The sequence below is a fragment of the Streptomyces sp. NPDC006296 genome, assembly GCF_040613235.1.
Lineage (GTDB): Bacteria > Actinomycetota > Actinomycetes > Streptomycetales > Streptomycetaceae > Streptomyces.
This window is the reverse complement of the sequence record NZ_JBEXRT010000003.1, coordinates 212,055-225,826: the sequence shown is the minus strand read 5'-3', so window position 1 is coordinate 225,826 and position 13,772 is coordinate 212,055. Positions and strand designations below refer to the sequence as shown.

The 13,772-nt window shown below is 72.7% G+C and carries 13 protein-coding genes, 1 CRISPR repeat array and 1 riboswitch (1 of these 15 only partly in view); of the genes, 5 read left to right on the top strand and 8 right to left on the bottom strand.

The window, feature by feature from the left end; genetic code table 11:
* Positions 1 to 134 precede the first annotated feature (134 nt).
* The 5 genes from ABZ172_RS03570 to ABZ172_RS03550 all read left to right on the top strand — a co-directional run bounded on the left by ABZ172_RS03570 (position 135) and on the right by ABZ172_RS03550 (position 5,666).
* Positions 135 to 629 (top strand): helix-turn-helix domain-containing protein, encoded by a 495-nt coding sequence (locus tag ABZ172_RS03570; RefSeq protein WP_356879745.1) that lies wholly within the window; start codon positions 135 to 137, stop codon positions 627 to 629.
* Positions 630 to 759: 130 nt separating this feature from the next.
* Entirely contained in the window at positions 760 to 2,886 is a 2,127-nt protein-coding gene (locus tag ABZ172_RS03565) for an MMPL family transporter (RefSeq protein WP_356879743.1), read from the top strand.
* A gap of 234 nt (positions 2,887 to 3,120) precedes the next feature.
* Entirely contained in the window at positions 3,121 to 3,789 is a 669-nt protein-coding gene (locus ABZ172_RS03560) for a TetR family transcriptional regulator (protein ID WP_356879741.1), read from the top strand.
* Positions 3,786 to 4,562 carry an SDR family NAD(P)-dependent oxidoreductase gene (locus ABZ172_RS03555; RefSeq protein WP_356879739.1) on the top strand — a complete coding sequence of 259 codons (777 nt, stop codon included), beginning with the start codon at positions 3,786 to 3,788 and terminating at the stop codon, positions 4,560 to 4,562. Before ABZ172_RS03560 ends, ABZ172_RS03555 begins: the two co-directional genes overlap by 4 nt.
* Before the next feature lie 63 nt (positions 4,563 to 4,625).
* Positions 4,626 to 5,666: an NAD(P)-dependent alcohol dehydrogenase gene (locus tag ABZ172_RS03550; RefSeq protein ID WP_356879737.1), complete on the top strand. Its 1,041-nt coding sequence runs from the start codon at positions 4,626 to 4,628 to the stop codon at positions 5,664 to 5,666.
* Positions 5,667 to 5,756: 90 nt separating this feature from the next.
* Here the strand turns inward: ABZ172_RS03550 and ABZ172_RS03545 are convergent, their stop codons facing one another.
* From ABZ172_RS03545 to ABZ172_RS03510, 8 genes are all read right to left on the bottom strand, one after another.
* Positions 5,757 to 7,238, bottom strand: coding sequence for a SulP family inorganic anion transporter (locus ABZ172_RS03545; RefSeq protein ID WP_356879735.1), 1,482 nt, complete (start codon positions 7,236 to 7,238; stop codon positions 5,757 to 5,759).
* A gap of 270 nt (positions 7,239 to 7,508) precedes the next feature.
* Positions 7,509 to 7,901 (bottom strand): hypothetical protein, encoded by a 393-nt coding sequence (locus tag ABZ172_RS03540; RefSeq protein ID WP_356879733.1) that lies wholly within the window; start codon positions 7,899 to 7,901, stop codon positions 7,509 to 7,511.
* 360 nt (positions 7,902 to 8,261) lie between these two features.
* On the bottom strand, positions 8,262 to 9,128 hold the full coding sequence (locus ABZ172_RS03535; protein WP_356879731.1) for an ATP-binding cassette domain-containing protein: 867 nt from the start codon (positions 9,126 to 9,128) through the stop codon (positions 8,262 to 8,264).
* On the bottom strand, positions 9,125 to 9,874 hold the full coding sequence (gene cbiQ / locus ABZ172_RS03530; protein ID WP_356879729.1) for a cobalt ECF transporter T component CbiQ: 750 nt from the start codon (positions 9,872 to 9,874) through the stop codon (positions 9,125 to 9,127). The genes ABZ172_RS03535 and cbiQ overlap by 4 nt, the downstream gene beginning before the upstream one ends.
* Positions 9,875 to 9,880: 6 nt before the next feature.
* Positions 9,881 to 10,249 (bottom strand): energy-coupling factor ABC transporter substrate-binding protein, encoded by a 369-nt coding sequence (locus tag ABZ172_RS03525; RefSeq protein ID WP_356879727.1) that lies wholly within the window; start codon positions 10,247 to 10,249, stop codon positions 9,881 to 9,883.
* A complete protein-coding gene (locus ABZ172_RS03520) occupies positions 10,246 to 10,959 on the bottom strand; it encodes an energy-coupling factor ABC transporter permease (protein WP_356879725.1) in 714 nt (237 codons plus the stop codon). Before ABZ172_RS03520 ends, ABZ172_RS03525 begins: the two co-directional genes overlap by 4 nt.
* A 29-nt stretch (positions 10,960 to 10,988) precedes the next feature.
* Positions 10,989 to 11,195, bottom strand: a riboswitch (cobalamin riboswitch).
* A 282-nt stretch (positions 11,196 to 11,477) separates the two neighbouring features.
* A complete protein-coding gene (locus tag ABZ172_RS03515; RefSeq protein ID WP_356879723.1) occupies positions 11,478 to 12,584 on the bottom strand; it encodes a universal stress protein in 1,107 nt (368 codons plus the stop codon).
* A 293-nt stretch (positions 12,585 to 12,877) separates the two neighbouring features.
* Positions 12,878 to 13,216, bottom strand: a complete 339-nt coding sequence (locus ABZ172_RS03510) for a hypothetical protein (protein WP_356879721.1) — start codon at positions 13,214 to 13,216, stop codon at positions 12,878 to 12,880.
* A gap of 174 nt (positions 13,217 to 13,390) precedes the next feature.
* Positions 13,391 to 13,772: a CRISPR direct-repeat array (repeat unit 29 nt; unit sequence GGGACCATCCCCGCACGCGCGGGGAGCAG); it runs 1,172 nt beyond the window's last position.

Sequence of the window (13,772 nt, the reverse complement as noted above, 5' to 3'; positions counted from 1 at the left end):
GTACGCGGAGAACGCTGTCAGCCGCGTTTCTACACAACTGTAGAAGTATAGAGGCGAGATGGGCCGCGTGAGGGGTCTTCGCGCAGGTCGGGAAGGTAGTCGGCGTGTCGTCGGGTGCGTCCTATCATGGGGCGGTGGACAGAGCAGAGGACCCTCGTGACGGCCCGGGCGCGCAGGCGGCCGGGAGGCCGGAGCTCCTGGCCCTCGCCATGGAGCTGCGCCGGATGAACGGCGAGATCAACCGGCTGGTCCACGCCTTCGCGCACGCGCAGGGTCTGCACGCCACGGACGTGCAGGCGCTCGGCGCGATCCTCGACGCCGAGACGCCGCTGACCCCCGGGCGGCTGCGCGAACACCTCGGCCTGACGTCCGGCGCGGTCACCGCGTGCCTGGACCGGCTGGAGCGCGCGGGGCACATCAGACGGGCGCGCGAGAGCGCCGACCGCCGCGTCGTGCACCTGTACTACGAGTCCGGGGCGAAGGCGGCCGCCCGGTCCTTCTTCATGCCCCTGGCGGAGGCGGCGACCGGCGCGCGCGAGGCCTCCGGGCCGGGTGAGCTGGAGGCGGCCCTCCGCTTCCTCGGACGGATGAACGGCGAACTCTCCCGAATACAGGTCCCGCGGGGCTGAGTTGCGCGCGCCCCGATGCCGGCACGGGAGTCCTGGATTGCCGGACCGGTTCGGGGGCAGTCGGTGGTGCATGTAATCTCAATCATTGAGATACATCATTATCGAGAGATCGCGGCGACCCAGGAGTGCCATGTCCACCGCATCGAAGCCGGGCCGCCGGCTTGTTCTAGTCCCCGTGTTCCTCGTCCTGGCCTGGCTCGTCGTGGGCGGGGCGTTCGGCTCGTACGCGGGGAAGCTCGGGGAGGTGGCCACCAACGACCAGGCCTCGTTCCTGCCCCAGAGTGCCGAGTCCACGCAGGTCGTCGAGGCCCAGAAGGCGTTCACCCGCCAGGAGACGGTGCCCGCCGTCGTGGTCTGGACGGCGAAGGAGGGCGGGGAGCTCGGCCCGCAGCAGCAGAAGCAGGCCACCGCCGCCCTCGCCTCCGCCAAGAACGGGCCGGGCGTCACCGGGGAGGTGAGCCCCGCGCTGCTGTCCGACGACCGCAAGGCGCTGGAGGGCGTCGTCCAGCTGAGGCCGGACCTCGGCGACGAACTCCCCGACGCGCTCGACCGGATCAGGAGTGCGGCGCAGGAGGTCCCCGGGACCACGGTCGGTCTCGCGGGCCCCGCGGCCTCCCAGGCCGACCTCTCGGACGCCTTCGCCGGCATCGACGGACTCCTGCTCGGGGTCGCCCTGGTGACCGTGCTCGTCATCCTGCTCCTGGTCTACCGGAGCGTCCTGCTGCCCCTGATCATCATCATCGGCGCGGTCTTCGCGCTCGGGGTCTCCTGCGCGATCGTCTACGTTCTCGCGGACCACGACGTCGTCCGCGTCGACGGCCAGGTCCAGGGCATCCTGTCGATCCTGGTCATCGGGGCGGCGACCGACTACGCGCTGCTGCTCACCGCACGGTTCCGCGAGGAGCTCGGGCGGTGCCCCGACCGGTGGACCGCGATGCGCGCCGCACTGCGCGAGTCCGCCGGCCCGATCGCGGCCAGCGCCGCCACGGTGGCCCTGGGACTGCTCGCCCTCCTGCTCAGCGACCTGACCAACAACCGCGCGCTCGGCCCGGTGGGCGCCATCGGCATCGTCTGCTCCGTCCTGAGCGCCCTCACCTTCCTGCCCGCCGTCCTGGTCCTGCTCGGCAGGGCCGCGTACTGGCCGTCCGGCCCGAAGAAGGGCGAGGACGCGCCCGAGGCCGGTTCGACGGGCATCTGGTCCCGGGTGGCGGGCCTGGTCGACCGTTCCCCCCGCAAGGTGTGGGCCGTCACCCTGGTCGGCCTCGTGGCCTGCGCGGCCTTCATGCCCACCCTCAACTCCAAGGGGGTGCCGCTCGAGGAGATCTTCGTCAACGAGGCGCCCTCCGTCACCGCGCAGGAGACCCTGGGCCGCCACTTCCCCGGCGGATCGGGCAACCCGGCGGTCGTGATCGCGGACGCGGGCCGCGCGAAGCAGGTCGTCGCCGCAGCCGAGGACGTCCCCGGAGTCGCGGCCGTCTCCGTCCTGTCCTCCTCCGGGCGTCCGGGCGGCGGGGAACCGCTCGTCGTGGACGGCCGGGTCCGCATCGACGCCACGCTGTCCGCCGCGGCCGACAGCGACGCGGCCAAGGAGGCGGTCACGGAGCTGCGCGACGCGGTCCACGCCGTCCCCGGCGCGAAGGCGCTCGTCGGCGGCTACACCGCGCAGCAGTACGACACCCAGAAGACCGCGGAGCACGACCGCAACATCATCGTCCCGGTGGTGCTGGTCATCATCCTCGTCATCCTGATCGGCCTGCTCCGCTCGCTGCTGATGCCGCTCCTGCTCGTGGCCACGGTGGCGCTCAACTTCCTCGCGACGCTCGGCATCGCGTCGCTGGTCTTCCAGCACGTCTTCGGCTTCAGCGGGACGGACTCCTCCGTACCGCTGTACGGATTCGTCTTCCTGGTGGCGCTCGGCGTCGACTACAACATCTTCCTGATGTCGAGGGTCCGCGAGGAGTCCCTCATCCACGGGACCCGCCAGGGCGTCCTCCGCGGACTGACCACCACGGGCGGGGTCATCACCTCGGCGGGCGTCGTCCTCGCTGCCACCTTCGCGGCCCTGGGCGTCATCCCGCTGGCCTTCCTGGTGCAGATCGCGTTCATCGTCGCCTTCGGCGTCCTCCTGGACACCCTCGTCGTCCGTTCGCTCCTGGTGCCCGCCCTGGTCCGGGACATCGGCCCCACGGCCTGGTGGCCCGGCGCGCTGAGCCGCACGCGCGAGAAGACGCCGGAGGGGGCCGAACCCCTGACGTAGCGGATGCACGAGGGGCCACCGGCGCGACAGACGCGCGGTGGCGCCGCGGAGGGCCGGGGCGGTCGCATGGCGCCCCGACCCTCCGGCGTTCCCGGGCCTCCGGCTGTGGTCGGTCCTCCGGCGTTCCCGGCCCTCCGGCTGTGGTCGGTCCTCCGGACGTGGTCCCGGCCGGCCTCGTGATGTCCCGCCGGGGCAGAAGTCCCACTGGGACATTTTCAGGTGTACGATGCAGCTATGCATCAGACGGGAAACGCCCCGGAACGGCGCAGCCGCAAGGCGCGCCGGACCCGGGACGCACTGGCCCGGAGCGCGTTCGAGCTGGTGCTCGACCGCGGTCTGCGGAGCGTCACGGTCGAGGAGATCGCCCAGGCGGCCGATGTCGACCGGCGCACCTTCAGCCGGTACTTCCCGAGCAAGGAGGCCGCCGTCCTCGACGCAGTGCGGGGCGACGGCGACCGGATCAACCGAGCGCTCCGCGAGCGACCGCCGGCCGAACCACCGCTCACCGCCTACCGCCGCGCCGTCCTCGCATGGCTCGACGACACGGAGGCCGAGCCCTGGCACCTGCGGCCGCGCATCTTCGACCTGCTGGCCATGGCCGAGGAAGAACCCACCCTGTACGCGGCGTACCACCACATCCGGGTGGACGCCCAGGAGGAGTCCGTCGCGATCCTCGCGGAACGCCTCGGTACCGACCCACGGCAGGACCCCCGTCCCGCCGTGGCCGTCGCCGCGGGAGCCGGAGCGCTCCTCGCGGCCCAGACGGCATGGGTGCGCGGCGGCCGGCCCGCCGCCCTGCCCGAGTTCGTCGTCCACGCCTTCGACGCCCTCTCCGCGGACCTGCTGGAATCCCGGCAGCACGGGCCGGCGCCGCACAGCACCACGCAAGGAAGCACATCATGAGCACCAACCTCCCCACCGCCCTCGAAGCGGAGTTCGCCGGCAAGGTCGCCCTCGTCACCGGCGGGGCGTCCGGCATCGGCCTCGCGCTCTCCCGGCGGCTCGCCGCGAGCGGAGCGGCCGTCGTCGTCGCCGACCACCACGAGGAGCGCGCCCGCGAGGCCGCCGCCGAGCTGGAGGCCACCGGCGCCCGCGCCACGGCCGTCGCCCTCGACGTCACGGACCCCGCCTCCGTCGAGGCCGGCGTGCGGACCGCCGTCGAGACCTTCGGCGCCCTGCACCTCGCCGTCAACAACGCCGGCATCGGCGGCCCCTCCCTGCCCACCGGCGAATACGGCGTCGAGGACTGGAACCGGGTCGTCGCGACCAACCTCAGCGGCGTCTTCTACTCCATGCGCTACGAGCTCCCCGCCATCCTGGCGGCGGGCGGCGGCGCCGTCGTCAACATCTCCTCGATCCTCGGCACCAACGGCTTCGCGAACTCCCCGGCGTACGCCGCCGCCAAGCACGGCGTCGTCGGCCTCACCAAGACCGCCGCACTCGAATACGCCGCACGCGACGTGCGCATCAACGCCGTCGGTCCCGGTTTCATCGACACCCCCCTGCTCCGCGACACCGACGGTCCCGCCCGGGACCACCTGATCTCGCTGCACCCGGCGGGCCGCCTCGGCACCTCCGAGGAGGTCGCCGAGCTCACCGCCTTCCTGCTCTCCGACCGCGCCTCCTTCATCCACGGCAGCTACCACCTGGTGGACGGCGGGTACTCCGCGTCCTGACCCCCGAGTGGCGCGCCGCCGCCACCCGGGCCACAAAGGACGTACGGAGACCGAAGGAGAGACATGAAAGCCGTCCAGTACCGCACCGTCGGCGCCGCACCCGAGGTCGTCGAGATACCCGAGCCCGTCCCCGGACCGGGCCAGATCCTGCTGAAGGTCAGCGCCGCGGGCGTCTGCCACTCGGACATCGCCGTGATGAGCTGGCCCGCCGAGGGGTTCCCCTACGCACTCCCGCTCACCCTCGGCCACGAGGGCGTCGGCACGGTCGCCGCCCTCGGCGACGGTGCCGAGGGCGTCCGTGTCGGTGACGCGGTGGCCGTCTACGGACCGTGGGGCTGCGGTACCTGCGCGAACTGCGCGGAGGGCCGGGAGAACTACTGCCTGCGCGCCGCGGACCTCGGCATCAACCCGCCCGGGCTCGGCAGCCCGGGCGCCATGGCCGAGTACATGATCGTCGACGACGCCCGGCACCTGACGCCCATCGGCGACCTGGATCCGGTCAAGACGGTCTCGCTGACCGACGCGGGCCTCACGCCCTACCACGCCGTCAAGCGCTCCCTGCCGAAGCTGCTGCCCGGCGCCACCGCCGTGGTCATCGGCACCGGCGGCCTCGGCCACGTCGCCATCCAGCTGCTGCGCGCCATGACCGCCGTCCGCGTCATCGCGCTCGACGTGACCGAGGAGAAGCTGGCGCTCGCCCGGGCGGTCGGTGCCCACGAGGCCGTACTGTCCGACGAGAACGCCGCCGCCACGGTCCGCGAGCTCACCGGCGGCACCGGCGCCAGGGTCGTCCTCGACTTCGTCGGCGCCGAGCCGACCGTGAAGACGGCCGGTGCGATCGCCTCCGTCGACAGCGACATCACCATCGTCGGCATCGGCGGCGGCCTGCTGCCCGTCGGATTCGGCGTCCTGCCGTTCTCCACCTCGGTCAGCGCGCCGTACTGGGGCTCGCGCGGGGAGCTCGCCGAGGTCATCGAACTGGCCCACGCCGGAGCCGTCGACGTCCACGTCGAGACCTTCTCCATCGACGAGGCCCCGCTCGCCTACGAGCGGCTGCACGCCGGCCGGATCAACGGCCGCGCGGTCATCCTGCCGCACGGCTGACCGCACACGACGACCCGCCGGGACGCCCGAAGGCTCCCGGCGGGTCGCGCCGTAGATCCCGTCAGCCGGGGGAGGACCGGCCGTCCCGGCTCACGGGGCGGCCGACACCACGTCCTCCCGGGTCAGCCGCACCGGCTCCGTGCCGGAGGAGCTGTGCCGTTCCGCCCAGTTCTCCAGGGCCGTGCGGCAGGCGTGGTCCAGATGGCTCAGACCGGACAGGTCCAGGGAGACGGGCCGGTCCTTGGGCAGGGCCTCCAAGCTGTCCAGTATCTTCGGCAGCCGCAGGAAGGTCGCGTTGCCCGACAGCCGCGCCCGGACTCCCTCTGGGCTGCTGTCCACGACCTCCAGCCGGATGTGGGACGCGTCCCAGGCCGCCTTCGCGACCGACAGGGCCAGGCCGATGAGGACACCCTCGAACATGTTCACCGCCACGATCGACACGGCCGTGACGATCAGGATCAGCGCCTCGCCGCGGTGCTCACGCCACAGGGCGGCCAGCGAGCGCAGCGGGATCAGCTTCCACCCCGCGTGGATGAGGATGCCGGCCAGGGCGGGCAGCGGGATGAGGGCCAGCGCGGACGGCAGCAGCGCCGCGAACAGGAGCAGCCACACCCCGTGCAGCACCCGGGAGGCCTTGGTCCGCGCGCCCGCCTGCACGTTCGCCGAGCTGCGGACGATGACCGCCGTCATCGGCAGCGCGCCGAGCAGACCGCACACCGTGTTCCCGGTGCCCTGGGCGATCAGCTCCTTGTCGTACCGGGTACGGGGCCCGTCGTGCAGCCGGTCCACCGCCGCAGCGCTGAACAGGCTCTCCGCGGAGGCGATCAGGGTGAAGGCGGCCACCGTCCCGAGCAGGCCCAGGCTCGCGAGCCCGCCGAACTCGGACAGCGGGGGGATCTGGACGGCGTCGAACAGCCCCTGGACCCGCACGGTCTCGACGGGCAGGTCGAACGCCAGGGTGACGAGGGTGGCCAGCACGACCGCGGCGAGTGCGCCCGGGACGGCCCGGACCCGCTTCGGCATCCTGCTCCAGCCGACCACCAGGACGATGGTCGAGACACCGAGCGCGAGCGAGGCGAGAGCCGCCGGACTGGACGCCGAGTCGATCAGCATCCCCGGGACACCGGCCAGCTTGCCGATGCCGGTGAGCGGCGCGTCCGCACCGGCGGCCGCGTAGAGCTGTCCCGCGATGAGGACGAGGCCGATGCCCGCGAGCATGCCCTCGACCACCGACACGGAGATGGCCCGGAACCAGCGGCCCAGCCGCAGGGCGCCCATGGCCACCTGGAGCAGGCCCGCGGTCAGCACGATCACCCCGAGCGCGGGGAGCCCGAAGGTCTGGACGGCCTCGAAGACGAGGACGGTGAGGCCGGCGGCCGGCCCCGACACCTGGAGGCTGCTGCCGCGCATCATCCCGGTGACGAGACCGCCCACGATGCCGGTGATCAGCCCCAGTTCGGCCGGCACCCCGGACGCGACGGCGACGCCCACGCACAGCGGCAGCGCGACCAGGAAGACGACGAGTGACGCGGCGAAGTCCTGCCGCAGGTACGGGAAGGAAGCACGGTCCATGACGGCCCTCATCCCGTGCGGAAGGGAGCGGAGCGCACGTCGCCGGGCGGACCCGCCCAGACGGCACTGTCACGGATGGCCGGTACTTCTCCTGCGGGATGTTCCATGAGGGTTTGCATGGCGAAGGGTTCCTCCTGGCGCGCCGGGGAACGGCGCGTCGTTACGCGTGCGAGAACGGGGCCCGGCAGGGCACGTCGACGCGACCCCTCGACGATGAGTCCCGCGGGATGCGGGGAGGAGGGGGCGGTACGCCGTGCGCCTCGGGTCAGCTCAGCAGCGGAACACCTGGAGGGCGGGGGCGGAGCGGGTGCCGGAGGATCTGGAGGCCCGCATCGCGTCGCCCATCGCGGCGACGGCCGCGGGGGCGAGCGCGCCGCCCGCGTCCTGCGCCACCACGGAACGCGGCGGCGCCTCGGGCGGGGGGACCGTCGCGGAGCGGTTCCGGTCGCGGTGGCGCAGCAGGCCGTTCTGCTCGCTCCCGCGGTCGACCGTGCCGCACGGGCCCTGGGCGAGGTGCGCCGCTCCGCCGACGGCGTGCGCGGGGCCCTCCGCCCGTGTTCCCGGAGCCGCCGTATGGGCATGGGCCGTGGACACGCCGAAGTCCGGAGCCAAAAGGAAGCTCAGGAGGAACGCGAGTACCAAGCGTACGGTCGCTACGCGCATCCTTCACCTCCTGGCGGACTTCACTCTCCACCATGAAGCTAACAGGCCGAAGTGCTTATCGAGTTAATCCCTTGTGAAGAGTCCGAAAGTCGACGCCGAACGAGCTGAATCGTTCGCTCACCCCGTGTGGCCTGCGGATGTGCCCCATGTTTCGTTCTCAGTATTTGAGATCATCCGCACTGCGTGGCCGTTGCATATGCCAGTCGCAGGCCCGGGTTCTATTCGTACACCGGTTCGGCATTGTGGATTTGTGGGGGACCGGAGGAAAAGCGGTCGAGATTGCGTGCGCCGGCCGTCCGGCCGACGCACCGTCACATCCCGGCCGGACTCCCGGAACCCCGCCGGAAAACCTCCGGGAGATCAGCCCTCGCCCGCGGTCCGCTCGGCGGCGACCGGCACACCGAAGCGCGCCGCGAGCTGCTCCGGGGTCCGCGGGCCGGGCGCCGAAGCGCCCAACAGCCCGTGGGCGCGCAGCAGCTGCGTGGTGGCGACCCCCCACGGCAGACGCAGCCCCGCCTCCCGCAGCAGATCCGTGCGCGCCAGCATCGCGGCGGCCGGCCCGGCGCGGACCCCGGCCGGGGTCAGCAGCGCGGCGTCGTCGGCCCAGCGCAGCGCGAGATCGACGTCGTGGGTGGCCATCATCACGGTCGTGCCGCCGTCGCGGAGAGCGCCGAGCGTGTCGAGCAGCCGCTCCTGGCCGTCCGGATCGAGGCCGGCGGTCGGCTCGTCGAGGATCAGCACCCGGGGCCGCATGGCGACGGCCCCCGCGATCGCGGTCCGCTTCCGCTGACCGTAGGACAGCAGATGGGTGGGCCGGTCCGCCAGAGCGGTGATGTCCAGAGCCGCGAGCGCCTCGTCCACCCGGGCGCGCACCTCGGCGTCCGGCAGACCCAGGTTCAGCGGCCCGAACGACACGTCCTGGGCGACGGACGCCGCGAACAGCTGGTCGTCGGGATCCTGCACCACCAGCTGGACGGTGGTGCGCAGCCGGGTCAGCCCCGCGCGGTCGTACGTGACGGGACGGCCCTCGACCGTCAACCGCCCGTCACGCGGCCGCAGTCCGCCGCTGAGGAGCCGCATCAGCGTGGTCTTGCCGCTGCCGTTCCGGCCGAGCAGGGCCAGCGCGCGCCCCTCGTGCGCCTCGAAGTCGAGTCCGCTGAGCACGGCGGGACCGTCCTCGTACGCGAAGGACGCGCCCCGCAGGGCGAGCAGGACGGAGTCGCTCATGACAGCGGCCTTTCCAGGACGAGGGTCAGCGCGGTGAGGACCGCGAGGAGCAGGACGCTCAGCGACACGAACCGCACCGAGACACGGGCTTCGGGCACCAGCACGCGCAGGGTCCCGTCGTAGCCGCGCCCGGCCAGCCCCGTCTGGAGCCGCGCCGCACGGTCGAAGGCCCGGACGAACGCGGTCGCCCCGAGCCCCGCCAGGGAACGCCAGGCCGCGGCCCGGGTGGTGTGCCCGAGCCGGGCCGCCTGCGCCTCCCTGATGCGGCGCACCGAGTCCAGGAGCAGGAAGCTCATCCGGTACGTCACGAGGGCGACGTCCACCACCGGCGCAGGCACCCCCGCCCTGACCAGCCGGGGCAGCAGGTCCGACATCGGCGTGGTGAACGCGAACAGCAGCACCCCGAGGGACGCCGCCGAGGTCCGCAGCAGCAGCTCACCGGCGCGCACCGGGCCCCCGGCGTCGAGAGCGACGAGCCCCTCCGGACCGCCGACGCGGACGAGGAGCGTGGCGGCCCCGGTGACACAGAAGCCCAGCGGCACCCGGTACGCCCGCCACAGATGACGGGGGCTCACACCCGCGGGCCCCAGCAGCACGGCCAGCGCGGCGGTGATCACCAGGGCCGCACCGGGCCAGGGCGGCAGCGAGACGGCCAGCACCGTGAGGCCCAGACCGAGTGCGGCCTTGTCCACGGGATGGCGGCGGCGCCAGCGACTGCTGTGCGCCGCCGCGTCGATCGGCAGCACGGGGACTCAGGACCTTCGGGCCGTCGACTCCCCGGCATCCTCCCCGGAGCCCGCTCTCTCCTGCCCCGCGGACGCGCGCAGTTCGCCCTGGCGGCGCCCTCGCCGCAGGCCGAAGTAGTAGGCGAGGACACCGGCGCCGAGCGCGGCCTGAAGGGCGAACAGCGCCGACTCGATCTCACCGGACGGCGGTTCGTACAGCGGCGAGAACCAGGGTTCGTAGCCGGGGTCGATCTCGGTGATCGCCGTCTCGGCCTGGGCGTCGGCGCCCGTGAACGGCTCCTCCTGGCCCTCGCCCAGGCCGAGGGCCAGGGGCAGGACGGCCAGCGCCGCCACGACGACCAGCAGCAGGACGTTGACCTTCGTGTGCTTGTTCATCGCGCCACCGCCTCGGTCTCGGCCTTCTCCTGGGTGCGGGCCCGCTTGCCGGTGAGGAACACACCGAGCCGGGTCAGGTCTCCCTTGCTGGACTGCACGAGGAGCCGCATCACCAGCACGGTCAGCAGCCCCTCGCTCACGGCGAGCGGTATCTGGGTGACCGCGAAGATGGAGCCGAACTTGCCGAGCGCGCCGAGGAATCCGCTGCCGGGGTCCGGGAAGGCGAGCGCCAGCTGCACGCTGGTGACGCAGTAGGTGGACAGGTCCGCGACGAACGCGGCGAAGAACACCGCGACCATCAGCGGCACGTCGTACCGGCGCAGCAGCCGGTAGACCGCGTACCCGGCCCAGGGGCCGACGATCGCCATCGAGAAGACGTTGGCCCCGAGCGTGGTCAGCCCGCCGTGCGCCAGGAGCAGGGCCTGGAACAGCAGCGTGATGGTGCCCAGCACGGCCATGATCGGCGGCCGGAACAGGATGGCCCCCAGCCCGGTTCCCGTGGGGTGGGAGCAACTTCCGGTCACCGAAGGGATCTTCAGCGCGGAAAGGACGAACGTGAAGGCCCCGGAGGCCCCGAGGAGCAGCGTGCTCTCCGGGTTCTCCCTGACCTCACGGGTGAGTGACCGTACTCCGTGGACGACGAACGGCGCGGACGCGACACCCCAGGCGATCGCGTGCGCCGGAGGCAGAAAACCCTCGGCTATGTGCATGGCTCAGCAGACCCTCTCCAGCACCTCGTGGATGGTTGAAGTGCCTTGGCCGGTCTCCTGGCTGACGGGTACCACCGCCCGAACTCCGCCTTCCCGGGTCGCAAGGACCCAGTGGCTGCCCGCGAGGGCCGGAGCCGGACTTCCCGATCACAGTGGCGAGGGCCGCACCGGCATCACACCGGATTTCCCGTTCACCAAGGCGTGGCGACAGTAGTGCCAGGTGGGGGGCCATGACAAGCACACCCGGTGGGCCCGTCCGGCGGGAGGCCGTGTGCGGCAGCGGATCGGGGGTGTGTGCGTGGGGCGGGGTGCATCCGATCCGGGGTGTGTGCGTGGGGCGGTCGCATCCGATCAGGAGGTGTGTGCGTGGGGGCGGGGCGCATCCGATCAGAGGTGTGCGTGGGGGCGGGGCGGACCCGGTCCTGGGTGTGACCGCGCGGCGGGTCGCGTCGGATCGGGGGAGTGCCCGTTGGGCAGGGCAATGGGATGTGAGGCGTCCTCACGCGGCGGGGCCGCCGTCAGCCCTCGTCGTCCGTGAGCCCCTCCTCCACGACCCCGCTCTCGTAGTTCCTCCGGTACGGCACGATCTCCACCGGGCAATGGGCGTGGTGGAGCAGGGCGTGCGCGACGTGCCCCAGTCCCAGGACGGAGTAGCCGCGCCGCTCGTGACTCCCCATCACCAGCAGGTCCGCGGACCTGCTCGCCTCGACGAGCGCGGAGGCGGCGGACCTGGCCGCGATCACCTCGGTCCGCACGACGAGACCGGGGACCTCCGCACGCATCCGGGAGGCGAGGCCGGCCAGAAGCCGGTCCTCCGGCCCCTCGCCGTGGCTCGTTCCGCCGAGCGGGGCCGCTTCGGGCTCTCCCGCAGGGCCGGGCCCTCGGGCCGGTCCGATGTCCCGGGTGTCGCCGGTTCCCGAGGCCTCGGCGGTTCTCTCGGCCTCCCCGGTCCCACCGGCCTGCTCGGTCCCGCCGGTCTCCTCGGCCCAGGCGGTCCCGCCCGCCTGCTCGGTCTCCGCGGCCCACTCGGTCCCGCCGCCGAACCGGGCGGCCAGGCTCCGGACGTTCACCAGCCGCAGCGGACAGTCGCGGGCCCGGGCCTGCTGCGCCGCACGGACCAGCCACCGCGCGTCGTCCTCGTCCCGTACGGCAGCCGTGACGGCCGCCCCGGCACGTTCGAGATCACCACGGACCACCACGACCGGAGCAGGACTGCCGATGACGACCTCCAGCCCGGTCGATCCGAGCAGGAGCGGGCCGAATCCACCGGATCCCCGGCTGCCGACGACGATCGTGCTGCCGGGCCGGACGGCCGCGTGAAGGGCCGGCACCGGCTTCCTCCGGCTGAGCTTGACCTGCACGTCCAGCCCGGGGAAGCGCTGCCGCACCCCGTCCGCCGTCCTCGTCAGCACGGCGTGCCCCGCGTCCCGTACGTGCTCGGAAGTCTCGAACGAAGCGAACCGGTCAAGACGGTCGAGATCGGCCGCGTGCACCAGCAGCAGGCTCTGGCCGTGCCGCTTCGCCTCGGCCGCACCCCAGAGCACGGCGTTCCAGGAGTGGCCGGAACCGTCCACACCGACGACCGTCCTCGGATCACGCGTGACATCGGACGAGCGCGTCGGCATGGCAGCTCCTCGCTGTTCGGGCATCCGCCCCTCCCATGCTGGCACCGAACCGCGCGATGCTGCCAGCGCAGATCCCGCGCACCGGGACGTTTCCGCTCGTCAGCGGCGCTTTCCCGGGACACGAGCAAGGGTGCGGGCGCGTGACGGAGCGGGCCCGAGGAGCGGTGCGGGCGCGTGATGAAGCAGGCCCGAGAAGCGGCGTACGGGCCCTGACCCGTAGGAGCCCGGGGCCGTACGGCCCAGGACCGTCGCCGCCCTGCCCGAGGAAGCTCCCTCGGGCAGGGCGGCACGAATCAGCCGGCGTCCGGGGCGTCGATCGTGTTGCCGTCCTCGTCGACCGTGTGCGTGTTCCAGTACACGTCCCACTTGTCGTCGACCTGCTGCGGCACCTTGCCCTCCGGGTACCGCGCGAAGCCTGCGGGCGGCTGCTCCTTGTCCGGGACACAGGCGGAACCGGTCCCGCCCACCGACAGCACGGGGTACTCGCCACCGCTGCATATCGCCTCGCGGTACTCCATGCCCGCACAGCCCGTGAGGGCGACGAGCGCGACCGCACCCGTGAAGGCGGCGGCGACGAGACGCGCCCCTGCGGGCCTGAAGGATGCGGCGGGCCGGTTCGTTCTGCGGGACATGTCTGAGGTCCTCTCCAGTTGCTGGGTCTGCCACTACCTTCGCGGGCCGAGGGGCGCCGCGGAGTGAGCGCTCCTACTCAGGTGCAGCTGTGCGGATACCCATATCGCGGGCCCTGCGCGCATTCCCGCGTGGGGGCATAAGTTCGCGGCGTACCGGGTGTGGGGCGAAGGGGGGCCGCCATCCCCGCACGCGCGGGGAGCAGCAGCCGGTCCAGGGCGTCCGGGGTCCACCGCGGGGACCATCCCCGCGCGCGCGGGGAGCAGACCTGGACGGTGTCGCCCGAGATGTACAGATGGGGACCATCCCCGCACGCGCGGGGAGCAGCCCCGACGGGAGCGGTAACTCCGGTCGGGGCCGGGACCATCCCCGCACGCGCGGGGAGCAGGCGGTGATGACGAGCCGCAGCGTGTACACCGTGGGACCATCCCCGCACGCGCGGGGAGCAGAAAACCAGGTGGTGCCAGCGTCCGTTCGCGAGGGGACCATCCCCGCACGCGCGGGGAGCAGGGGGGTGGGGAGCTGTTCCATGGGGTGTCTCCGGGACCATCCCCGCAC